At 65.0% G+C, this 22,826-nt stretch carries 20 protein-coding genes; 17 read left to right on the top strand and 3 right to left on the bottom strand.

Going from position 1 to position 22,826, the window contains the following annotated elements; genetic code table 11:
- The first annotated feature begins 163 nt into the window (after positions 1-163).
- From ACNFBT_RS05405 to ACNFBT_RS05380, 6 genes are all read left to right on the top strand, one after another.
- The gene (locus tag ACNFBT_RS05405) at positions 164-1,468 is read left to right on the top strand and encodes an NAD(P)/FAD-dependent oxidoreductase (RefSeq protein ID WP_416747122.1); all 1,305 of its coding nucleotides are present in this window, start codon (positions 164-166) and stop codon (positions 1,466-1,468) included.
- A 605-nt stretch (positions 1,469-2,073) separates the two neighbouring features.
- Positions 2,074-2,997: a LysR substrate-binding domain-containing protein gene (locus ACNFBT_RS05400; protein ID WP_416747120.1), complete on the top strand. Its 924-nt coding sequence runs from the start codon at positions 2,074-2,076 to the stop codon at positions 2,995-2,997.
- 136 nt (positions 2,998-3,133) lie between these two features.
- Positions 3,134-4,219, top strand: a complete 1,086-nt coding sequence (locus ACNFBT_RS05395; protein ID WP_416747118.1) for an ABC transporter ATP-binding protein — start codon at positions 3,134-3,136, stop codon at positions 4,217-4,219.
- Positions 4,220-4,274: 55 nt separating this feature from the next.
- Entirely contained in the window at positions 4,275-5,390 is a 1,116-nt protein-coding gene (locus ACNFBT_RS05390) for an ABC transporter substrate-binding protein (RefSeq protein WP_416747116.1), read from the top strand.
- Between the two features lie 16 nt (positions 5,391-5,406).
- Positions 5,407-6,243, top strand: a complete 837-nt coding sequence (locus ACNFBT_RS05385) for an ABC transporter permease (RefSeq protein WP_416747114.1) — start codon at positions 5,407-5,409, stop codon at positions 6,241-6,243.
- A 12-nt stretch (positions 6,244-6,255) separates the two neighbouring features.
- On the top strand, positions 6,256-7,071 hold the full coding sequence (locus tag ACNFBT_RS05380; protein ID WP_416747112.1) for an ABC transporter permease: 816 nt from the start codon (positions 6,256-6,258) through the stop codon (positions 7,069-7,071).
- A 111-nt stretch (positions 7,072-7,182) separates the two neighbouring features.
- Here the strand turns inward: ACNFBT_RS05380 and tusA are convergent, their stop codons facing one another.
- The gene (gene tusA, locus ACNFBT_RS05375; protein ID WP_015477744.1) at positions 7,183-7,422 is read right to left on the bottom strand and encodes a sulfurtransferase TusA; all 240 of its coding nucleotides are present in this window, start codon (positions 7,420-7,422) and stop codon (positions 7,183-7,185) included.
- Positions 7,423-7,586: 164 nt separating this feature from the next.
- On the opposite strand from tusA, the gene ACNFBT_RS05370 reads away from it, so the two are divergent.
- Complete coding sequence (locus ACNFBT_RS05370; RefSeq protein WP_416747109.1) at positions 7,587-9,143, top strand: alpha/beta hydrolase; 1,557 nt, start codon at positions 7,587-7,589, stop codon at positions 9,141-9,143.
- Positions 9,144-9,279: 136 nt separating this feature from the next.
- Here ACNFBT_RS05370 and ACNFBT_RS05365 read toward each other — a convergent pair whose 3' ends face one another.
- Positions 9,280-10,158, bottom strand: a complete 879-nt coding sequence (locus ACNFBT_RS05365; protein WP_416747107.1) for a MaoC family dehydratase — start codon at positions 10,156-10,158, stop codon at positions 9,280-9,282.
- A 431-nt stretch (positions 10,159-10,589) separates the two neighbouring features.
- Here ACNFBT_RS05365 and acnA point away from each other — a divergent pair, with 431 nt between their 5' ends.
- The gene (gene acnA, locus ACNFBT_RS05360) at positions 10,590-13,322 is read left to right on the top strand and encodes an aconitate hydratase AcnA (RefSeq protein ID WP_416747105.1); all 2,733 of its coding nucleotides are present in this window, start codon (positions 10,590-10,592) and stop codon (positions 13,320-13,322) included.
- A 180-nt stretch (positions 13,323-13,502) separates the two neighbouring features.
- Positions 13,503-15,068: a methyl-accepting chemotaxis protein gene (locus ACNFBT_RS05355; protein ID WP_416747103.1), complete on the top strand. Its 1,566-nt coding sequence runs from the start codon at positions 13,503-13,505 to the stop codon at positions 15,066-15,068.
- A 50-nt stretch (positions 15,069-15,118) separates the two neighbouring features.
- Here ACNFBT_RS05355 and ACNFBT_RS05350 read toward each other — a convergent pair whose 3' ends face one another.
- Entirely contained in the window at positions 15,119-15,826 is a 708-nt protein-coding gene (locus tag ACNFBT_RS05350; protein ID WP_416747101.1) for an alpha/beta fold hydrolase, read from the bottom strand.
- 113 nt (positions 15,827-15,939) lie between these two features.
- Between ACNFBT_RS05350 and ccoN (ACNFBT_RS05345) the strand changes: the two genes are divergently transcribed.
- From ccoN (ACNFBT_RS05345) to ccoP (ACNFBT_RS05310), 8 genes are all read left to right on the top strand, one after another.
- Positions 15,940-17,364 carry a cytochrome-c oxidase, cbb3-type subunit I gene (gene ccoN, locus ACNFBT_RS05345; RefSeq protein ID WP_416747100.1) on the top strand — a complete coding sequence of 475 codons (1,425 nt, stop codon included), beginning with the start codon at positions 15,940-15,942 and terminating at the stop codon, positions 17,362-17,364.
- A 10-nt stretch (positions 17,365-17,374) separates the two neighbouring features.
- Positions 17,375-17,983, top strand: a complete 609-nt coding sequence (ccoO, locus tag ACNFBT_RS05340; protein WP_416747098.1) for a cytochrome-c oxidase, cbb3-type subunit II — start codon at positions 17,375-17,377, stop codon at positions 17,981-17,983.
- A gap of 4 nt (positions 17,984-17,987) precedes the next feature.
- A complete protein-coding gene (locus ACNFBT_RS05335) occupies positions 17,988-18,179 on the top strand; it encodes a cbb3-type cytochrome oxidase subunit 3 (protein ID WP_205336386.1) in 192 nt (63 codons plus the stop codon).
- Complete coding sequence (ccoP, locus tag ACNFBT_RS05330) at positions 18,176-19,099, top strand: cytochrome-c oxidase, cbb3-type subunit III (RefSeq protein ID WP_416747095.1); 924 nt, start codon at positions 18,176-18,178, stop codon at positions 19,097-19,099. The genes ACNFBT_RS05335 and ccoP (ACNFBT_RS05330) overlap by 4 nt, the downstream gene beginning before the upstream one ends.
- A gap of 333 nt (positions 19,100-19,432) precedes the next feature.
- The gene (gene ccoN, locus ACNFBT_RS05325) at positions 19,433-20,875 is read left to right on the top strand and encodes a cytochrome-c oxidase, cbb3-type subunit I (protein ID WP_416747093.1); all 1,443 of its coding nucleotides are present in this window, start codon (positions 19,433-19,435) and stop codon (positions 20,873-20,875) included.
- Entirely contained in the window at positions 20,875-21,483 is a 609-nt protein-coding gene (gene ccoO, locus ACNFBT_RS05320; RefSeq protein WP_416747091.1) for a cytochrome-c oxidase, cbb3-type subunit II, read from the top strand. Before ccoN (ACNFBT_RS05325) ends, ccoO (ACNFBT_RS05320) begins: the two co-directional genes overlap by 1 nt.
- Positions 21,484-21,488: 5 nt before the next feature.
- Entirely contained in the window at positions 21,489-21,680 is a 192-nt protein-coding gene (locus ACNFBT_RS05315; protein ID WP_416747089.1) for a cbb3-type cytochrome oxidase subunit 3, read from the top strand.
- Positions 21,677-22,642 (top strand): cytochrome-c oxidase, cbb3-type subunit III, encoded by a 966-nt coding sequence (gene ccoP / locus ACNFBT_RS05310; RefSeq protein ID WP_416747087.1) that lies wholly within the window; start codon positions 21,677-21,679, stop codon positions 22,640-22,642. The genes ACNFBT_RS05315 and ccoP (ACNFBT_RS05310) overlap by 4 nt, the downstream gene beginning before the upstream one ends.
- Positions 22,643-22,826 lie beyond the last annotated feature (184 nt).

Here is a 22,826-nt window from a genome sequence, read left to right as displayed (position 1 = left end):
CAGGGGGAGAGGGAGCCGAGTGTGCCGAGATGAGCACTGCGCTCACTGAAGCATCCGGCGAAAACCGAATTTACAGCCCGCTCCGATCAGTCCCCTCTCCCTCTGGGAGAGGGCTAGGGTGAGGGAGAAGGGCCAAACGAACGAACAAGAAAGGAACACCGCAATGAACGCCGCAGTTACCCCCGCCCCGGAGCGCGCGAAGTCCTACTACTCCGCGAGCCTCAATGAGGAAACCCACTACCCCACCCTGCAGGGCGAGGTGAACGTCGACATCGCCATCATCGGCGGCGGCTTCACCGGCGTCGCCACCGCCGTGGAGCTGGCCGAGCGCGGCTACAAGGTGGCCATCGTCGAGACCAACAAGGTCGGCTGGGGCGCCAGCGGGCGCAACGGCGGGCAGGTTACCGGCAGCCTCTCGGGCGACGCCGCCATGAGCAAGCAGATGCGCCAGTGGCTGGGCGACGACGTCGACGACTTCATCTGGCACCTGCGCTGGCGCGGCCATGAGATCATCAAGAGCCGCGTGGAGAAGTACGGCATCCAGTGCGACCTGAAATTCGGCCACCTGCACGCGGCGATGAAGCAGTCGCACATGGACGAACTGAAGGCCACCTTTGATGACGCCAAGCGCCGCGGCATGGGTGACGAGATCAGCCTGCTGGACGGCGCCGGAGTACGCGCGCACCTGGAAAGCGACCTCTACTGCGGCGCCATCAAGAACACCCGCAACATGCACCTGCACCCGCTCAACCTGTGCATCGGCGAAGCCAAGGCCGCCGCCAGCCTGGGCGCTCTGATCTTCGAGCACTCCGAGGTGCTGGACATCATTCACGGCCCGCGCCCGGCGGTGGTCACTTCCGGCGGTCGGATCAACGCCGCGCAGGTGATGCTGGCCGGCGACGTCTACCACAAGCTGGAGCGCAAGCAGCTCAAGGGCATGATCTTCCCGGCCATGGGCGGCATCGTCACCACCAAGCCACTGGGCGAGCTGGCCAAGCGCATCAACCCGCAGGACCTGGCCGTCTACGACTGCCGCTTCGTGCTCGACTACTACCGCATGACCGGTGACGGCCGCCTGCTGTTCGGCGGCGGCGCCAACTACTCCGGCCGCGACTCGCGCGACATCGCCGGCGAACTGCGTCCGTGCATCGAGCGCACCTTCCCGGCGCTCAAGGGCGTGGACATCGAGTTCCAGTGGAGCTGTGCCATGGGCATCGTGATGAACCGCATCCCGCAGCTGGGCAAGCTGTCAGAGAACGTCTGGTATTGCCAGGGCTACTCCGGCCACGGTGTGGCGACCACCCACATCATGGGCGAGATCATGGCCACCGCGATGACCGGCGACCTGGAGAAGTTCGACACCTTCGCCCAGTGCAAGCACATCCGCGTGCCCATGGGCGACGTGTTCGGCAACCCGATGCTGGCGGCGGGCATGTGGTACTACCAGATGATGGAGAAGTTGCGCTAATCAGCACCGGAATACCCCTGTAGGAGCGGGCCATGCCCGCGATCGCGCCCATGGGGCGCTCCTACAAAGGATCGCCGGCGCTCTTGGCTTTCCGCTCTGTGAGACTTCCAGAGAAGCATCCGCACACTCCGAACTGCCCCGTTCAGGAGGCCTCGTTGAATCGGAGTTTCAGGGGTTGAGTGACATGGATGTCGCGAGAGCCGCGATGGGCCAGGGATGGCCCTTCGCGGCGTGCCCCTGAAACTTAGGTTCAACGAGGGTATTTTTCGCCCCAAGCGAAAAACCGGATGATTGGGGCAAGACCTTTGCCTCCTTTGGGGCGTTTGCCAAAGGAGGTCGCCCGAGGGGGCGAAACAAAAAGTCCGCGCGCGCGCCGAAGCGACGCGGGAAACCCTGGCGCGAGGCAGATACATCGCGGACGGAGTCCGCCCCTACGCTGGTTAGCAGCGCCGGTGATTCGGTGCCGCACCGAGGTTTCCATCCCCGCTCTGACAAAAGGGCGCGCCCATAACGAAACGCTCCGAAACAACCACCCTCTCCCCTCCCACTCGACACCACCGCCCCGCTCAGGGATAAAGGCTCCACTTCGCCGTTAGGAGTGAGCCATGCGTTTCCCCTCGATGACCGCCCTGCGCGTGCTCGACGCCGTCGCCCGCCTGGGCAGCCTGTCCGGTGCGGCCAGCGAGCTGAGCCTGACCCGCAGCGCCGTCAGCCACCAGTTGCACAGCCTGGAAGACTGCCTGGGCATTGCCCTCACCGAGCGGGTCGGCCGTGGCATCGCCCTCACCTACCACGGCGAATGCTTCGCCCGGGAAACCCAGCGCGCCCTGGCGATCCTCAACGAGGCGCGACGCTTCGCCAATGCCGAGGAAATCTCCGGCCGGCTGTGCGTGAGTTGCACGCCGGGCTTCGCCACCTACTGGCTATGCCACCAGATCGGCAAGTTCCAGCGCGCCCACCCACAGGTGGAGCTGAACCTGGTCTCGCCACGGATTCCCGATGACGTCAGCAACCGCGACGTCGACCTGTTCGTCGCCTACGGCGTAGGCGACTGGACAGACCTGCACGTCGACCTGATCGCCACCCTCGACACCTTCCCGGTGTGCAGCCCCTCGCTACTCAACTCCATCGGCGGCCTGGATTCGCCGGAAGACCTCGCCAGCCTGCCCTTCCTGCACATGGTCGACCACTCCGACTGGCTGCTCTGGACGGCGGCGGCCGGAGTGAAGAACCTCAACGTGCGCAACGGCATCGTCTTCTCCGACGCGCACCTGGTGCAATCGGCGGCCATCGCCGGGCAAGGCGTGGCCATGGGCGATGCGCTGGTCAGCGGCGACGCCATGGCCAAGGGACAGTTGGTGCGTCTGTTCAACGTCGCCATCGAGCCGCCTAACCGCTACTACTTCGTCACCGACCCGGCCAAGTCCGAACGCCCCGACGTGCGGGCCTTCAAGACCTGGATGAAGGCCGAACTGCGCATGTCCGAGCAGTTCCGCCGGGGCGGCCGCAATGCGCTGATTGGTGAATGATTTCGAACAATGAGGGCAAAAAAACGCGATTGAAGCGGAGAGAGATTTAACAATACTGCATTAAAAAAAGGCCGCTGATTTTTACCCCTCACCCGGCGGCCACTCGAACAAGAACAAGAAACTCGAGGTAAGTGCAGTGGAGCGACAGCCCCAACTTCGTGCCATCGGCATTGGCAAGAGCTACGGCAGTTTCAACGCGCTGGACGCAGTGTCCATCGATATCCAGCAAGGTGAGTTCCTCACCCTCCTCGGCCCGTCCGGCTCGGGCAAGACCACCTTCCTGATGATCCTCGCCGGCTTCCAGGACCCGTCCCGCGGCAAGCTGGAAGAAGGCGGCATCGACATCACCCGGCGCCCCGCCGAAAAGCGCAACTTCGGCATGGTGTTCCAGGGCTACGCCCTGTTCCCGCACATGACCATCGAGGACAACGTCGCCTTCCCGCTGAAGATTCGCGGCGTGAAGCCCGAGGAGCGCAACCGCCGCGTGCGCCGCATGCTCGAAGTGGTCGGCCTGGGCGAGCACCTGGGCAAGCGCCCCGGCGAGCTCTCCGGTGGCCAGCAGCAGCGCGTGGCCATCGCCCGCGCCCTGGTCTTCGAACCGGACATGCTGCTCCTCGACGAACCCCTCTCGGCGCTGGACAAGAACCTGCGCGAGCAGCTGCAGGCGGAACTGCAGCGCATCCACCGCCAGGTCGGCACCACCTTCGTCTTCGTCACCCACGACCAGAACGAAGCCCTCGCCCTGTCCACCCGCATCGCCATCTTCAACCGTGGCCAACTGGCCCAGGTCGACGCGCCGGAAACCATCTACAACCAGCCGAACAACCGCTTCGTCGCCGAGTTCCTCGGCAAGATGAACCTGTTCCCGCTGACCCAGGTGGGCCGTGCCGGCGAACTGGCCTGCGGGCGCTTCGGCGAAGCCGAACTGCGCGCCGGGTACTCGTCCGCCATGCAGGCCGCCGCCCCACTGCTGGCGGTACGTCCGGAACACATGCAACTGCATAGCGCGCCGCCAACCACCGCCGGCCACAACGTGGTGCAGGCCGTACTCACCGCCAAGACCTACCAGGGCGCCAGCACCGAGCTGGGCCTGGCCACCGCCGCAGAGGGCGCACTGCCCATGAGCCTGGCGGTGCATGCCGACCACCAGGCCTCACGCCTGGAACACGGCTCGAAGGTCTGGCTGAGCTGGCCCATCGAAAAAAGTTTGCTGCTGGCCTGAGCCACCGTTCGCGTTCGTCTCCATTCGCCATCCCTTCTGACCGGGAGCTGCACTCATGTTCAATCCGCACCAGCAAGACTGCATCGAAGTCCTCATCGAAAAAGCCCGTCGCGGGCAAATCGACCGCCGCACCTTCCTCAAGGGCATGGGCCTGATGGCCGCCCTGCCGCTGGCCCTGCGCAGCGGCGTCAGCTTCGCCGCCGGCGACAAGCCGCTGGTGGTAGTGAACTGGGGCGGCGACGCGATCAAGGCGTTCGGCAAGGCCTGGACCGAGGGCTTCTCCAAGGCCACCGGCATCCCGACCAAGATCGACGGCAGCGGCCCCACCGAAGGCGCCATCCGCACCCAGCTGTCCAGCGGCCGGGTGAGCTGGGACGTGGTCGACGCGGAAAGCTCGGTCCTGCAGATCCTCGGCAAGGAAGGCCTGGTGCAGCCCATCGACTACAACGTGGTCTCCAAGGACAAGGTGCTGCCGGGCTTCGCCTACGAGTACGGCATCGCCGACTACATGCTCAGCTACGTGATCGCCTACGACAGCGAGCGCTTCGGCGACAAGGCGCCCAAGACCTGGGCGGACTTCTGGGACGTGAAGACCTTCCCCGGCAAGCGAACCCTCTACAAGTGGATGAACGGCATGCTGGAGGCCGCGCTGCTGGCCGACGGCGTCGCACCGGACAAGCTCTACCCGCTGGATGTGCCGCGCGCGCTGAAGAAGATCGAGGAGCTCAAGCCCCACGTGCTGTCCTTCTGGGGCTCGGGTGCGGAAACCCAGCAATTGCTGATGGAAGGTGAAGTATCCATGGGCGCCATCTGGAACACCCGTGCCCAGGTGATCAGCGAGGACAGCGAAAACCGCATCAAGTGGACCTTCGACAACGCCCTGCTCGGCTGCAGCAACTGGGGCGTGCTCAAGGGCAACCCGGCGGGCACCGAGGCGGCCATGAAGTTCATCGCCTACGCCCAGGACCCGCAGTCCCAGGTCGAGCTGTTCAAGATGTTCGGCAACGGCCCGGCCAACCCCGCCGCCGCCTCGCTGATCCCCGAAGACCGCCGGCACCTGAACTGCACCGATCCGTCGAACCTGCCCAAGCAGATCATGCTCAGCCACGAGTGGTACACCGACCACTACGGGGCGACCCTGGAGCAGTACCTGACGCATATCTCCAAGTAACCCGGAGTGCAGGACCATGGCCGATAACGCCCCCTCGCGGCTGAAGCTGGGCGCGCTGCTGCTACCACTGCCGGTCGTACTGATCGTGTTCTACGTACTGCCCTTCCTCGGCGTGCTCGGCTGGAGCGTCACCCTGCCGGAGCCGGGGATCGAGCAGTACCAGCGGATCTTGACCGACCCGGCGATCCACGATGTGCTCTGGCGGACCTTCCGCCTGTGCGCCACGGTCAGCGTGGTCTCGCTGGTGATCGCCTACCTGATGGCCTACTGCTGGGTCTACAGCCCGCCGTTCTGGCAGCGCGTGGTGGAAATCTGCGTGTTCATCCCGTTCTGGCTGTCGGTGCTGGTACGCGCCTTCGGCTGGCTGATCGCCCTGCGCAGCAACGGTCTGCTCAACGGTTGGCTGCAGAACCTGGGAATCATCAGCGAGCCCTTGCAGCTCACGCGCAACGAGCTGGGGGTGGTGATCGGCATGGTCCACTTCATGGTGCCCTTCGCCCTGTTCCCGCTGGTGTCCACCATGCGCCGCCTCGACCCGCGCGTGCTGCTGGCCGCCCGCGGCCTGGGCGCGGGGCAGCTGCGAACCTTCTGGAGCATCTTCGTGCCGCAGACCATCCCCGGCATCCTCGGCGCCTTCATCATCGTCTTCGTGTTCTGCCTGGGCTTCTTCATCACCCCGGCGATCCTCGGCGGCGGGCAGACGGTGATGGTGGCCGAGTACGTCTACCTGCAGATGTTCCAGACCAGCAACTGGGGCCTGGGCGCGGCGCTCTCGGTGGTGTTGCTGATGCTGGTGAGCGGGATGATCTGGGCGCTGCTGCGCATGACCCGCGTCGACAAGCTGGTGGGATAAGGAGCCGCTGAAATGAACTCGCACGAAACCAAGGCTCCCAGTCGCCTGCTGGCGACCATGGCGATGATCTTCATGGTCTTCCCGCTGCTGGCGGTGATCCCGGTGTCCTTCACCAGCAAGCGCTTCCTGTCGATGCCCAACGGCAACTGGTCGCTGCGGCATTACCAGGCGCTGCTGGACAGCCCCGAATGGCTCTCGGCGATCAGCCAGAGCCTGATAGTCGCCACCGCCACCTGCGTCATTGCGACCGCGCTGGCGGTGAGCTTCAGCCTCGGCATCTGGTACCTGCGCTCGCGCCTGGCGACCCTGCTGATCGGCCTGGTGCTGCTGCCCATGGCGATCCCGCCGATGATCTCGGCGATGGTCCTGTACTTCATGGAAACCAAGGTCAGCCAGTTCGCTCCGGGCCTGGGCTACGACACCCTGTTCGGCCTGACCATCGCGCACATCGTGATGGTGGTGCCCTACGGCGTGGTGACCATGCTGGTGGCGCTCAGCCAGCTGGACCGGCGCATCGAACTGGCCGCGCGCAACCTCGGCGCGAGCCTGGGCCAGACCACCTTCATGGTGGTGCTGCCGAACCTCAAGCTGGGCGTGGCCAGTACCGCGCTGCTGTGCTTCGCGCTCTCCTGGGAGGAGATCGCGGTGACCCTGTTCGTCACCAGCACCGAGGTCAACACCCTTCCCCGGCAGATCTGGTCCGGCCTGCGCGACAACATCGACCCGGCGGTGGCGGCCATCTCGGTGGTGCTGATTGCCCTGACCTTCGTCGCGCTGATCGGGCGGATGGTGGCCCAGAGGCTTGCGGCGCGCCCGGCAGGAAGCTGAGGTACATCCCTGTAGGAGCGAGCTTGCTCGCGAACCAGCTTCCCGGCAGCGCTTACGCTGGGCGGTTCGCGAGCAAGCTCGCTCCTACGAAAAGCCTCTCGTCAGGCGGAATCACTCCGCCTTCTTGCGAATCCAGTACAGGTAGGTCCCCGCCTCTTCCTGCTGCTCCACCAGCTCGTGCCCGAGGAACACGCAGAACTTGGGAATGTCGCGGCGAGTGGAAGGATCGGTGGCGATCACCTTGAGCAGGCCGCCAGCCGGCAGGTCGCGCACCTTGTTATGCAGCATCATGACCGGCTCGGGGCAGTTCAGGCCGGTGGCGTCGAGAATCGCGTCGACAGGTTGAGACATCGGGTAACTCCAGAAAAGCCAATGGCGCATTGTCACCCAAAGGACACCGCGCGGTCACCCCGCGTCCGTCCGGGTCACCGAACCTTGGTTGGGGGTGGGCGGTGCGGGCGCCGGGCATGCTGGCGCATCCGTCCGCCCCGCCCCGCCCTTCACAAGGAGCCCCGATGCGCGCCCTCCTCTGCCTGTGCCTCGTGCTGCTCGCCGGCTGCGCCGCCCGCGACCAGGTTCCCGACTTCAGCGCCAGTGCAGGCAAGGACCTGCCAGCCACCTGGTTCGAAGCCGTCATCACCGCCCGCGACGGCACGAAGCTCTCCGCCACGGTCTTCCAGCCGGCGCTGAAGACCGGCGAAACCGCACCGCTCATCGTCCACACCCACGGCTGGGGCGGCTGGCGGGTGACCGGACCGGATGGGTTCTACGGCAAGACCATGATGTCCGGGCGCGCCGCGCTCAAGGCGTGGAAGGCCGGCTACTGGGTGGTCAGCTACGACCAGCGCGGCTGGGGCGGCAGCGACGGGCGCATCGAGATGATGAACCCGCAGTTCGAGGTACAGGACGCCAGCGCGGTGATCGACTGGGCTGCCGCACACCTGCCGCGCTTGCTGATGGACGGGCCGAACGACCCGCGCGTCGGCATGCTCGGCGAAAGCTATGGCGGCGCCGTGCAGCTTCTGGCCTCGGCCGAGGACCGGCGGATCGACGCCATCGTGCCCATCGCCACCTGGTATGACCTCGCCGACGCCCTGGCGCCGGACGGCCAGCTGAAGATCGGCTGGGGCGGCGTGCTGGTCAGCCTGGGGCTGGCCACCGGCTACGACCTGGGCAAGTTCGTCCAGGCCGACTACCTGCACACCGCCGGCGGGCGCATGGCCGAACCGGTGCAGGCCGAACTGCATGACCATAGCCTGGCGCGCTACTGCGCCGAGGGTCGCCGCCCCCATGCAGACGCACTGCTGATCCAGGGCATGCGCGACACCCTCTTCCCCCTCGACCAGGGGTTGCAGATCCGCCAGTGCCTCAAGCAGGGCCCGGCCGACGTGCGTCTGCTCGGCATGCAGGGCGGGCATATCCTGCCGCCTCCGCTGCAGGCCTGGAGCGGGCTGCCGCCGTTCAACAACGAACCGGTGATCCATTGCGGCCCGCGCGCCATCAACCTCTACCAGGGCATCGTCGCCTGGTACGAAGAGAAGCTGCGCGGCCGCGCCGGTGCCGCCGCCAGCGTGCCGGACCTGTGCATCAGCCTGAATCTGGACCAGGGCGTGGCATTGAACGAACTGCCGCCACCCGGGCCGACCGTGGCACTGCCCGCCACGGCGATCCGCCCCGCCAGCAGCGGGTTGCTGCAACCTTCGCGTTTCATTGCGTTGCAGCGCGTAAGCGAGAACAGCGCCCTGCTCGGCAGCGCGGAAATCCGTCTGGCGCAGCCGCTGGCCGAGCGGCCCGATACACAGGTGTTCGTCTCGATGGCGATTCGCGGCGCCGACGGCGACACCCGGCGGCTGGATGAGCAGATCAAGCCCCTGGCCAACCACGGCAGCACACGATTGAACGCCGTCAGCGCCAGCCTGAAGCCAGGAGATGAGATTGGTCTGCTGGTGAGCGGCTTCAGCGGCCAGTACCTGTTCAACAGTTCCTGGCGCCTGTCGCCGGTGGAGTTGCAGGGCGAGGTGCAGTTGCCGGGCCTGCTGCCATTACAGCCGCGGGTGGCCGAACGTCGCTGACTTGCCGCCGGCGGCTCCTCTGCCATGCGCTTCGCGAGCAAGCTCGCTCCTACGAAGAGCCTGCGCTGCCAACCTGTAGGACCGAGGGGGACGCCCAGTCCTTGCTCGCGAACAGAGCCCGCCCCATACGCTGCGATCAGCGCAACGGCCCGTCCGGCGCCTCATCCAACTGGGCCAGCAGCATCGGCTCGCCATCCCCCTCGGCTGGCAGCAGCGCCCACTGCTCCTTGGCGCCCATCCGGCGATAGCTCTGCTTCACCTGGCTGCCTAGCGGCAATGGCGCCTTGAAATGGGCGTCCAGGCGCACATTCTCGGCCAGGCGGCGGCCGGTCAGACTGCGCGCCAGGCCCCACATGCCGTGGGCGAAGGGTTTGCCGAAACCGTAGTGAGAGGCCATCAGGCGCGACAGGTGCAGGGGGTTGAAGTCGCCGCTCAGGCCGGCATAGCGCCAGCCGACGACCTTCGGCACGCGCCATTGCACGCCGGCGTGCACCGGGGCTTCCAGGGTGTGCCACTGGGCCCGCTCCGGCAGCGGGTCGGGCTCGGCCCCGGGTTCGAGGAAATCGCCGCGGCGCAGGTAGGTGGTGATCGACTGCCAATAGAGCATGTCGTGGTGCCAGGCCTCGGTGAGCACGTCCACCTCCAGGCCCAGCGTGCTGCGCCGGCTGGTGAGGATGCGGCAGTCGAACTGCAGCGGCGCATGCTCGTCGAGCATACGGTAACGCTGGATGTGGCTGCGCAGGTGGATGAGCCCGAGCACCGAGAGCGGCATGCGCGAGCGGCTGAGCAGGCGCAGGTGCAGCGGCAGGCTGATCACCTGCGGATAGAGCAGCGGCACACCCAGCGCCGGGTCGAGGCCGAAGTGCTGGCGGTAGGCGCGCAGGTGGCGCAGGTCGAATTGCAGGGTGCGGCTGTCCATCGCCAGGTAAGGAACGCGCTCGCCCTGGCCCAGGCCACGGCGCGGCAGCAACATGCGGCTGTAACTGCCCAGCAGGGAGGGCAACTTTCGCTTCACGAAGGTCTCCGGAGGATCTCGCGCCGCACAGCATGGGCCAATGCGGCGCGCCGCGACAAGTCACCAAAGGTCGGGTGGCGCGGGTGGGCAGCTTCGGGTCGTCAGCGCTCGCCCTTCTCCAGGCGGCGCAGGGGGCAGGTCACTTCCTCGCGGTCGTGACGGTTTCATTCAGACCCGCAGGAACTCTCCGACAACGGTCTTCATTTAACAGGAACCCTGGGCCAGATGACCGGTCCAGAACAGATGGCAAGACCCCGCACAGCGGTCTAGCTTGAGTGTTCTGGTGCAGCGCCCGCCGATTGGCGAGGCGATCACCCTGCATGGCGGAGATCGATGCCAATCGCGTTATTTCTGCGTTGGATCAGGGTACGTTGCCCGACCTTCGCCAAGTATCGGCAGCACGCTGCCGATCCAAGCCTGAGGAGAATGTCATGCCCGCAGTGGATAGCCTGAACAGCCTGCGCACCCTGGAGGTCGCCGGCAAGACCTATCACTACTACAGCCTGCCCGAAGCGGCGAAGAGCCTGGGGGACCTGGGCAAGCTGCCCATGTCCCTGAAAGTCCTGCTGGAAAACCTGCTGCGCTGGGAGGACGACAACACCGTCACCGGCGACGACCTGAAGGCGCTGGCCGGCTGGCTGAAGACCCGCAGCTCCGACCGCGAGATCCAGTACCGCCCCGCCCGCGTATTGATGCAGGACTTCACCGGCGTGCCGGCGGTGGTCGACCTGGCCGCGATGCGCGACGCCATGGCCAGGGCCGGGGGCGATCCGCAGAAGATCAATCCGCTATCCCCCGTCGACCTGGTCATCGACCACTCGGTGATGGTCGACAAGTTCGCAAGCCAGGCCGCCTTCGCCCAGAACGTCGAGATCGAGATGGAGCGCAACGGCGAGCGCTACGCCTTCCTGCGCTGGGGCCAGAACGCCTTCGACAACTTCCGCGTGGTACCGCCAGGCACCGGCATCTGCCACCAGGTCAACCTGGAATACCTGGGGCGCACCGTATGGACCAAGGATGAAGGCGGCAGAACCTACGCCTTCCCCGATACCCTGGTGGGCACCGACTCGCACACCACCATGATCAACGGCCTCGGCGTGCTCGGCTGGGGCGTCGGCGGCATCGAGGCGGAAGCGGCCATGCTCGGCCAGCCGGTATCGATGCTGATCCCCGAAGTGATTGGCTTCAAGCTCACCGGCAAGCTGAAGGAAGGGATTACCGCCACCGACCTAGTGCTGACGGTCACCCAGATGCTGCGCAAGAAGGGCGTGGTCGGAAAATTCGTCGAATTCTACGGCGACGGCCTGGCCGACCTGCCCCTGGCAGACCGCGCCACCATCGCCAACATGGCCCCGGAATACGGCGCCACCTGCGGCTTCTTCCCGGTGGACGAAATCACCCTGGGTTACCTGCGCCTGTCCGGACGCCCGGACGAAGTCGTCAAGCTGGTGGAGACTTACTGCAAGGCCCAGGGCCTGTGGCGCGAAAAAGGCCACGAGCCGGTATTCACCGATTCCCTGCAACTGGACATGGGTGAAGTCGAAGCCAGCCTGGCCGGACCCAAGCGCCCGCAGGACCGCGTCGCCCTCGGCCATGTCAGCCAGGCCTTCGACGACTTCCTCGGCCTGCAGATCAAACCCTCCTCCACCGAGGAAGGCCGGCTGCTCAGCGAAGGCGGCGGAGGTGCCGCGGTGGGCGCCTCGACGCCGCCCGGGGAAATCGACTACCAGCAGGACGGCCACACCTACCGGCTGAAGAACGGCGCCGTGGCCATCGCCGCCATCACCTCCTGCACCAACACTTCCAACCCCAGCGTGATGATGGCCGCCGGCCTGCTGGCGAAGAAGGCGCTGGAGAAGGGCCTGCAGCGCAAACCCTGGGTGAAGAGCTCGCTGGCCCCCGGCTCCAAGGTGGTGACCGACTACTTCCGCGCCGCCGGGCTGACCCGCTACCTGGACGAACTGGGCTTCGACCTGGTGGGCTACGGCTGCACCACCTGCATCGGCAACTCCGGCCCGCTGCTGGAGCCCATCGAAAAAGCCATCCAGCAGGCCGACCTGACGGTGGCCTCGGTGCTTTCCGGCAACCGCAACTTCGAGGGCCGCGTGCACCCGTTGGTGAAAACCAACTGGCTGGCCTCGCCACCACTGGTGGTGGCCTACGCCCTGGCTGGCACCGTGCGCACCGACCTGACCAGAGACCCGCTGGGCACCGGCAAGGACGGCAAGCCGGTCTATCTGAAGGACATCTGGCCGACCCAGCAGGAAATTGCCGAGGCCATTCAGAAAGTGGATACGGCGATGTTCCACAAGGAGTACGCCGAAGTCTTCCAGGGCGACGAGAAATGGCGTGCGATCCAGGTGCCGGATGCCAAGACCTACACCTGGCAGGACGACTCCACCTACATCCAGCACCCTCCCTTCTTCGAGCACATCGCCGAGGCGCCGCCGAAGGTCGAGGACATCCGGCAGGCCCGCATCCTCGCAGTGCTGGGCGACTCGGTGACCACCGACCACATCTCCCCCGCCGGCAACATCAAGAAGGACAGCCCCGCCGGCCGCTACCTCAGCGAACACGGTGTGGCCTACGCCGACTTCAACTCCTACGGCTCACGTCGTGGGAACCATGAGGTGATGATGCGCGGCACCTTCGCCAACATCCGCATCAAGAACGAGATGCTCGGCGGCGAGGAAGGCGGCAACACGCTTTACGTTCCCAGCGGCGAAAAGCTGGCGATCTACGACGCCGCCATGCGCTACCAGCAGGACGGCACGGCTCTGGTGATCGTCGCCGGCAAGGAATACGGCACCGGCTCGTCCCGCGACTGGGCGGCCAAGGGCACCAACCTGCTGGGCGTGAAAGCGGTGATCGCCGAGAGCTTCGAACGCATCCACCGCTCCAACCTGGTGGGCATGGGCGTGCTGCCGCTGCAATTCAAGGACGGCCAGGACCGCAAGACACTGAAGCTGACCGGCCGGGAGGTGCTGAGCATCAGCGGGCTTTCCGGTGAACTGAAGCCACACATGAACCTCAGGATCGGGGTGACCCGCGAGGACGGCAGCCAGGACGGCTTCGAGGTGCTCTGCCGAATCGACACCCAGAACGAGGTCGAGTACTTCAAGGCCGGCGGCATCCTGCACTACGTGCTGCGCAGCTTGATCTGAACCGCCACCGTGGCGGCCCGCAACGGGCCGCCACACGACTTTCGAAGGATTCCGTGACTGATAGCACCCGGCTATCGTCCAGTGCTGCGCTGACATTTTTCCGAAACAACCATCAACTTGCTGATCCGGCGGCCGATACCCTGACCAAGCGATTCGCTTCAGCTGTGGAACACTCCTCACATGCGTAACAACCAGCCGATCACCCAGCGTGAACGCACCTTCCCCGCCGACCAGCGACTGATCTCCACCACCGACGCGCGCGGCGTGATCACCTACACCAACGATGCCTTCATCAACATCAGTGGCTTCTCGCGTGAAGAACTGGTCGGCGCACCGCATAACCTGGTGCGCCATCCGGACGTACCGCCGGCGGTGTTCGAGCACATGTGGAGCACCCTGAAGAAGGGCCGCCCGTGGATGGGCATCGTCAAGAACCGCTGCAAGAGCGGCGATCACTATTGGGTCAGTGCCTACGTCACGCCGATCTTCGAACGCAACGAGATCGTCGGCTACGAGTCGGTACGGGTGAAACCTACCGCCGAACAGGTTCGCCGCGCCGAGGCGCTGTACGCGCGGATCAACGCCGGCAAGCCGGCCATCCCGGCCCACGACCGCTGGCTGCCGGTGCTGCTGGACTGGCTGCCGTTCATCCTGATCGGCCAGATAGCCTTCCTCATCGGTGTCTGGCTGGATTCCCACTGGGGCTTCCTGCTTGCCGCTCTACTCTCGATTCCGCTGGGCCTCACCGGCCTGAGCTGGCAACAGCGCGGCCTGAAGCGCCTGCTGCAACTGGCCGAGCAGACCACCTCCGACCCGCTGATCGCCCAGATGTACACCGACAGCCGTGGGGCCCAGGCGCGTCTGGAAATGTCCATCCTCAGCCAGGAAGCGCGCCTGAAGACCTGCCTGACTCGTCTGCAGGACACCGCCGAATCCCTGACTGAACAGGCACGCGAGGCCGACACCCTGGCCCACCACAGCTCCGCCGGACTGGATCGCCAGCGCCAGGAGACCGAGCAGGTCGCCACCGCGGTCAACGAGATGGCCGCCACCACCCAGGAAGTGGCCGACAACGTGCAGCGCACCGCCGACGCCACCCGCCAGGCCAACGACCTGACCAGCCAGGGCCGCCTGATCGCCGCCGAGACCCGCGAGGCCATGCAGCGCCTGTCCAGCTCGGTGGGCGAAACCGGCGAAGCGGTCAGCCAGCTCGCCCGTGACAGCGACGAGATTGGTGGCGTGGTAGACGTGATCAAGGGCATCGCCGACCAGACCAACCTGCTGGCGCTCAACGCCGCCATCGAGGCCGCCCGTGCAGGTGAAATGGGCCGGGGCTTCGCCGTGGTGGCCGACGAGGTCCGTTCGCTGGCCCAGCGCACCGCCGAGTCCACCGAGCAGATCCATCAGTTGATCGCCAACCTGCAGAACACCGCTACCGAGGCAGTACGCGCCATGGAAGCGGGCCGCCGCCAGGCCGACGAAGGTGTGGAGCGCGTGCTGCGCGCCGACAACGCCCTGGTGGGCATCAGCGATGCGGTGGCCAACATCACCGAGATGACCACCCAGATCGCCGCCGCGGCGGAAGAACAGAGCGCGGTGGCCGAAGAGATCAACCGCAACATCAGCACCATCGCCGACCTGGCCGACCAGACGTCCGGCGAAGCGCAGCGCACCGCAATGCTCAGCGAGGAGCTGACCCAGACCGCGCATCGCCAGTATTCGCTGGTGGAGCGGTTCAACCGCTGAGGCGCAATGGCCTGAATGAAAAAGCCCGTCCTTGCGACGGGCTTTTTCATTCAGGCGGGCAGATTCCGCAGGAATTCGGCAACGGACTCCGCCGTCGTTTCCAGGTGCTGCGCGTGAGTCAGCCCGGAGGCCTTGAGCGGCTTGAGGTCGTGGTCGGCAGCCGCCTGCCAGCGCAGCTGGATGGCCGGTGACAAGGCGTAGCCCTCGACCGTGGGGCGGTCACCCAGCGCATCGCGCTCGCCCTGGACGATCAGGGTCGGCGTCTTCAATTCGGCCAGGTGTGCAACGCGCGGCTTCTCCGGCTTGCCAGCGGCGTAGAAGGGATAGCCAAGGCAGACCAGCGCATCAGCGCCCAGTTCGTCCGCCAGCAGGCTGGCCATGCGCCCACCCATGGACTTGCCGCCGATGGCGAGCTTGCCGGGCACTTCGGCGCGCACCTGCGCGTACACCGCGCGCCAGCACTCCAGCAACTGCTTCTGCGGATTCGGCGGCCGCCGGCGACCGTCTTCGCGGCGCAGCGCCATGTAGGGAAACTCAAAGCGCAGCACGGCGATGCCACGCTGTGCCAGGCGCTGGGCAATGTCATCCATGAACGGACTGTCCATCGGCGCACCGGCGCCATGGGCGAGGACCAGCGTAGCCGACAGTGCGCCGCATGCCGGGTTCCGCAGCAGCGACAAAGCACCGCAGGCGCCCGTGACAAGGGTCTCTGGCGGCAATTGACCGGAATCAATATTCCGGGAGGGGCCTTTATCCATCCTTCACTCCGCTAATTCCTAATTAGTACCTATCCCAAGGGGGAGGGGCGGCATCTGCCGTAAAAAACCTGCCGGGATGGGCATAGCCCATAACCGTGGATGGAAGCCCATAAATGAGCACAACCAATCAGACCGCTTATAACTATAAGGTGGTCCGCCAGTTCGCCATTATGACAGTGGTCTGGGGGATCGTCGGCATGGCCGTCGGTGTCCTGATCGCCGCGCAACTGGTGTGGCCCGAACTCAACCTCGGCCTACCCTGGACCAGCTTCGGACGCCTGCGCCCGCTGCACACCAACGCCGTGATCTTCGCCTTCGGCGGCTGCGCACTATTTGCCACCAGCTATTACGCCGTGCAGCGTACCTGCCAGACCCGCCTGTTCTCGGACACCCTCGCGTCCTTCACCTTCTGGGGTTGGCAGCTGGTGATCCTGCTGGCCGCCATCACCCTGCCGCTGGGCCTGACCTCCTCCAAGGAGTACGCCGAGCTGGAATGGCCGATCGACATCCTGATCACCATCGTCTGGGTCAGCTACGCGATCGTCTTCTTTGGCACCCTGATCAAGCGCAAGACCAAGCACATCTATGTGGGCAACTGGTTCTTCGGCGGCTTCATCCTGACCGTGGCCCTGCTGCACGTGGTCAACAACCTGGAGATCCCGGTCAGCCTGACCAAGTCCTACTCGCTGTACTCGGGCGCCACCGACGCCATGATCCAGTGGTGGTACGGCCACAACGCCGTGGGCTTCTTCCTCACCGCCGGCTTCCTGGGGATGATGTACTACTTCGTTCCGAAGCAGGCCGAGCGCCCGGTCTACTCCTACCGCCTGTCCATCGTGCACTTCTGGGCGCTGATCGCCGTCTACATCTGGGCCGGTCCGCACCACCTGCACTACACCGCGCTGCCGGACTGGGCGCAGTCACTGGGCATGGTGATGTCCCTGATCCTGCTGGCTCCGAGCTGGGGCGGCATGATCAACGGCATGATGACCCTCTCGGGCGCCTGGCATAAGCTGCGCACCGACCCGATCCTGCGCTTCCTGGTGGTTTCCCTGGCCTTCTACGGCATGTCCACCTTCGAAGGCCCGATGATGGCCATCAAGACCGTCAACGCCCTCTCCCACTACACCGACTGGACCATCGGCCACGTACACGCCGGCGCCCTGGGCTGGGTCGCCATGGTGTCCATCGGCTCCCTGTACCACATGATCCCGAAGGTCTTCGGCCGCGAGCAGATGCACAGCGTGGGCCTGATCAACACCCACTTCTGGCTGGCCACCATCGGTACCGTTCTGTACATCGCCTCCATGTGGGTCAACGGCATCACACAGGGCCTGATGTGGCGCGCAGTGAACGCCGACGGCACCCTCACCTACTCCTTCGTCGAAGCCCTGGCCGCCGGCCACCCGGGCTACATCGTGCGGATGATCGGCGGCGCAGTGTTCCTGATGGGCATGCTGGTCATGGCCTACAACACCTGGCGCACCGTAGCAGCCGCCAAGCCGGCTGAAATGCACGCCGCGGCGCAGATGGCCTGAGGAGACCGACATGAAACACGAAGTACTCGAGAAAAACGTCGGCCTGCTGGCGCTGTGCATGGCGATTGCCGTGAGCATCGGCGGCCTGACCCAGATCGTTCCGCTGTTCTTCCAGGACGTGACCAACACCCCGGTGGAGGGCATGAAGCCCTACACCGCCCTGCAACTGGAAGGCCGTGACGTGTACATCCGCGAAGGCTGCGTAGGCTGCCACTCGCAGATGATCCGTCCGTTCCGCGCCGAAACCGAGCGCTACGGCCACTACTCCGTCGCCGGCGAAAGCGTCTGGGACCACCCGTTCCTGTGGGGCTCCAAGCGTACCGGTCCGGACCTGGCCCGCGTCGGCGGCCGCTACTCCGACGACTGGCACCGCGCACACCTGTACAACCCGCGCAACGTGGTGCCGGAGTCGAAGATGCCCGCCTACCCCTGGCTGGTCGAGAACAAGCTCGATGGCAAGGACACGGCGAAGAAGCTCGAAGTGATGCGCGTCATGGGCGTGCCCTACACGGACGACGACATCGCCGGCGCCAGCGACGCCGTCAAAGGGAAGACCGAAATGGACGCGGTGGTCGCGTACCTGCAGGTCCTCGGCACCTCCATCAAGAACAAGCGGTGACAGCATGGATATCGGGACCATTCGCGGCCTCGGCACCGTCATCGTGATGGTTGCCTTCGTCGGCGTACTGCTCTGGGCTTACGGCGGCAAACGCAAGGAGCGCTTCGACGAAGACGCGCTGCTGCCCTTCGCGGATGACCCGGTGGCCAAGCGGCACGCTGAGCAAGAGCAAGCTTCTAGGAGCAACAACGCATGACTACCTTCTGGAGTCTGTACATCACCGTACTAACAGTCGGCTCGCTGATCGCCCTGCTGTGGCTGGTCTTTGCCACTCGCAGCGGACAGAACGCGAACACCACCGACCAGACCATGGGCCACGCCTTCGACGGCATCGAGGAGTACGATAACCCGCTGCCGAAATGGTGGTTCCTGCTGTTCGTCGGCACCATCGTGTTCGCCGCCGGCTACCTGGTGCTCTACCCGGGCCTGGGCAACTGGAAAGGCATCCTGCCGGGCTACGACGGCGGCTGGACTCAGGACAAGCAATGGGAGCGCGAAGAAGCCCTGGCCAAGGAAAAATATGGCCCGATCTTCGCCAAATACGCTGCGATGCCCGTGGAAGCAGTCGCCAAGGACCCGCAAGCACTGAAGATGGGCGAGCGCCTGTTCGCCACCTACTGCTCCATCTGCCACGGCTCCGATGCCAAGGGCGCGGTCGGTTTCCCGAACCTGACCGACAACGACTGGCGCTGGGGCGGCACTGCCCAGGACATCGAGACCACCATCCTCGGCGGCCGTCACGCGGCCATGCCGGCCTGGGGTGACGTACTGGGCGACAAGGGCGTGCAGGACGTGGCCGCCTTCGTCACCGCCAAACTGGACGGCCGCAAGCTGCCCGACGGCGTGACCGAAGAACAGGTCGACAACGGCGGCAAGGTATTCGCCACCAACTGCGTCGCCTGCCACGGCCCGGATGGCACGGGCAACCCGCTGATGGGCGCGCCGAACCTGACCCACCCGGGCGCCTTCATCTACGGTTCCAGCTACGCGCAACTGCAGCAGACCATCCGTCACGGCCGCCAGGGCCAGATGCCGGCACAGGAGCAGTACCTGGGCAAGGACAAGGTGCACATCCTCGCCGCCTACATCTACAACATCTCCGGCCAGACCAAGTAAAACCGCTCCACCACTCGCGCCCTTCACCGGGCGCGAGTTCCTCCCGCCTCTCGCGACGAAGTGTCGCACCCTCCCCGCCCCTATTCTTCACACCCTCAAAGTTCGCGTCTAAGCTGGTTTCCATTCGCAAACCTGCAATATGACTAACCTGACCTGATTCAGGTTCGACCCGAGCGGCTCGGAATAACTGGCGAACAGCGGCCGAAAGCGCTCTGAAGCAAGCATCGAACCGGCCTTGGGCCTAGGCCCGGCGCGTTGCATTGCCTATCTGCTTTCTCCATACTTGCCGCCGTTTTTTTGTCCATAAATACTCAAAAACCGTGGAACCTTAGAATGAGCACAGCAATCAGTCCGACTGCTTATAACTATAAGGTCATCCGCCAGTTCGCCATCATGACGGTGGTCTGGGGGATACTTGGAATGGGGCTCGGTGTTTACATCGCCTCACAGTTGGTTTGGCCCCAACTGAACCTGGACCTCCCCTGGACCAGTTTCGGGCGCCTGCGTCCGCTGCACACCAACCTGGTGATCTTCGCCTTCGGCGGCTGTGCTCTGTTCGCCACCTCCTACTACGTCGTACAGCGCACCTGTCAGACTCGTCTGGTTTCTGACAGCCTCGCGGCCTTCACCTTCTGGGGTTGGCAAGCCGTGATCGTGCTGGCCGGCATCACCCTGCCGCTGGGCTACACCTCCTCCAAGGAGTACGCCGAGCTGGAATGGCCGATCGACATCCTGCTGGCCATCGTCTGGGTCACTTACGCTGCGGTGTTCTTCGGCACCGTGATGAAGCGCAAGACCAAGCACATCTACGTGGGCAACTGGTTCTACGGTGCCTTCATCGTGGTCACCGCCATGCTGCACATCGTCAACAGCATGGAAATCCCGGTAACCGCCTTCAAGTCGTACTCGATCTACGCCGGCGCGACCGACGCAATGATCCAGTGGTGGTACGGCCACAACGCCGTGGGCTTCTTCCTGACCACCGGTTTCCTCGGCATGATGTATTACTTCGTTCCGAAGCAGGCCGAGCGTCCGATCTACTCCTACCGCCTGTCCATCGTGCACTTCTGGGCACTGATCACCCTGTACATCTGGGCCGGCCCGCACCACCTGCACTACACCGCTCTGCCGGACTGGGCTCAGTCGCTGGGCATGGCAATGTCCCTGATCCTCCTGGCTCCGAGCTGGGGCGGCATGATCAACGGCATGATGACCCTGTCGGGCGCCTGGCATAAGCTGCGCACCGACCCGATCCTGCGCTTCCTGGTGGTTTCCCTGGCCTTCTACGGCATGTCCACCTTCGAAGGCCCGATGATGGCCATCAAGACCGTCAACTCCCTGTCGCACTACACCGACTGGACCATCGGCCACGTACACGCCGGCGCTCTGGGCTGGGTAGCGATGATCTCCATCGGCTCCCTGTACCACCTGATTCCGAAGGTCTTCGGTCGTCAGCAGATGCACAGCGTTGGCCTGATCAACGCCCACTTCTGGCTGGCTACCATCGGTACCGTGCTGTACATCGCCTCCATGTGGGTCAACGGCATCACCCAGGGTCTGATGTGGCGCGCAGTCAACGCCGACGGCACCCTCACCTACTCCTTCGTGGAAGCCCTGCAGGCCAGCCACCCGGGCTTCATGGTCCGTGCACTGGGCGGCGCCTTCTTCGCCTCCGGCATGCTGCTGATGGCCTACAACACCTTCCGTACCGTACGCGGTTTCAAGCAGGCTGACGCCGACGCCGCCGCTCAGATTCCTGCTGTAGGAGCTCACTGATGAAGCACGAAGCAGTCGAGAAGAATATCGGCCTGCTGGCCTTCTTCATGGTCATTGCCGTGAGCATCGGCGGTCTGACCCAGATCGTTCCGCTGTTCTTCCAGGACGTGACCAACAAGCCGGTGGAAGGCATGAAGCCGCGCACCGCGCTCCAGCTCGAAGGCCGTGACATCTACATCCGCGAAGGCTGCGTAGGCTGCCACTCGCAGATGGTCCGTCCGTTCCGCGCCGAGACCGAGCGCTACGGCCACTACTCCGTCGCCGGCGAAAGCGTCTGGGACCACCCGTTCCTGTGGGGCTCCAAGCGTACCGGTCCGGACCTGGCCCGTGTTGGCGGCCGCTACTCCGACGACTGGCACCGCGCGCACCTGTACAACCCGCGCAACGTGGTGCCTGAGTCGAAGATGCCGTCCTACCCGTGGCTGGTCGAGAACAAGCTCGATGGCAAGGACACGGCGAAGAAGATGGAAGCCCTGCGTACCCTGGGCGTGCCCTACACCGACGAAGACATCGCCGGTGCTCGTGATGCCGTCAAAGGCAAGACCGAGATGGACGCTGTCGTCGCCTACCTGCAAGGCCTCGGCACCATCATCAAGAGCAAACGGTGACGGTGATGGATATCGGGACAATTCGCGGTGTCGGTACCGTAGTAGTGATGGTCGCCTTCATTGGCGTACTGCTCTGGGCCTACAACGGCAAGCGCAAGGACCGTTTCGACGAAGACGCCCTGCTGCCCTTCGCGGACGATCCGGTCGCCAAAAAGCACGTCGAGCAAGAGCAAGCTTCTAGGAGCAACAAAGAATGACAACCTTCTGGAGTCTGTACGTCACCGTACTTACCCTGGGCACCATCTTCGCCCTGGCGTGGCTGCTGTTCGCTACCCGCCGCGGCCAGCGCAGTGAAGCCACCGACGAGACCGTCGGCCACTCCTTCGATGGTATCGAGGAGTACGACAACCCACTGCCGAAGTGGTGGTTCATGCTGTTCGTGGCCACCTTCGTGTTCGCCCTCGCCTACCTCGCCCTCTACCCGGGCCTGGGCAACTGGAAAGGCCTGCTGCCGGGCTACCAGGACAAGAACGAGTTTGCCAACGGTCAAGCCGGCTGGACCGGTGTGCACCAGTGGGAAAAGGAAATGGCCAAGGCCGACGAGAAGTACGGCCCGCTGTACGCCAAGTTCGGCGCCATGCCGATCGAGGACGTGGCCAAGGACGAGCAGGCCCTGAAAATGGGTAACCGCCTGTTCGCCTCCAACTGCTCGGTCTGCCACGGCTCCGATGCCAAGGGCGCCCACGGCTTCCCGAACCTGACCGACGCCGACTGGCGCTGGGGCGGCGAGCCGAAGGACATCGTCGCTACCATCGAAGGCGGTCGCCACGCGGCCATGCCGGCCTGGGGCGAAGTCATCGGCGATGCCGGCGTTCACGACGTAGCCGCATTCGTCACCACCAAGCTGGACGGCCGCAAGGCACCCGAAGGCGTGACTGACGAGCAAGTCGCCAACGGTCAGAAGATCTTCCAGACCAACTGCGTGGCTTGCCACGGTCCGGAAGGCAAAGGCACCGCCGCCATGGGCGCGCCGAACCTGACCCACCCGGCCGCGTTTATCTACGGCTCGAGCTTCGCCCAGCTGCAGCAGACCATCCGCTACGGCCGCCAGGGCCAGATGCCGGCCCAGCTGGAACGTCTGGGCAAAGACCAGGTCCACCTGCTGGCCGCCTACGTCTACAGCCTGTCCCATGGCGCAGGTGAGAAGAGCGCCGAATAAGCCTCCTCTGCCCTACTCCAAAGCAACACCCCAGCGGCGCCGGTTCTTACACCGGCGCCGCTCTATTTCTGGGTCCATAATTCATTGCGCGACCAACTGTCGCACCGATGCAACACCTACCACGCCGTATCATTGCCAGGCGTGCAAGCCTATTTCTGACCCTGCTCGGCATGTATCGACAGGG

This window comes from Pseudomonas sp. NY15181, assembly GCF_048068055.1.
Lineage (GTDB): Bacteria > Pseudomonadota > Gammaproteobacteria > Pseudomonadales > Pseudomonadaceae > Pseudomonas.
The sequence above is the reverse complement of the archived record's forward strand: the minus strand, read 5'-3'. Positions and strand labels throughout refer to the sequence as shown.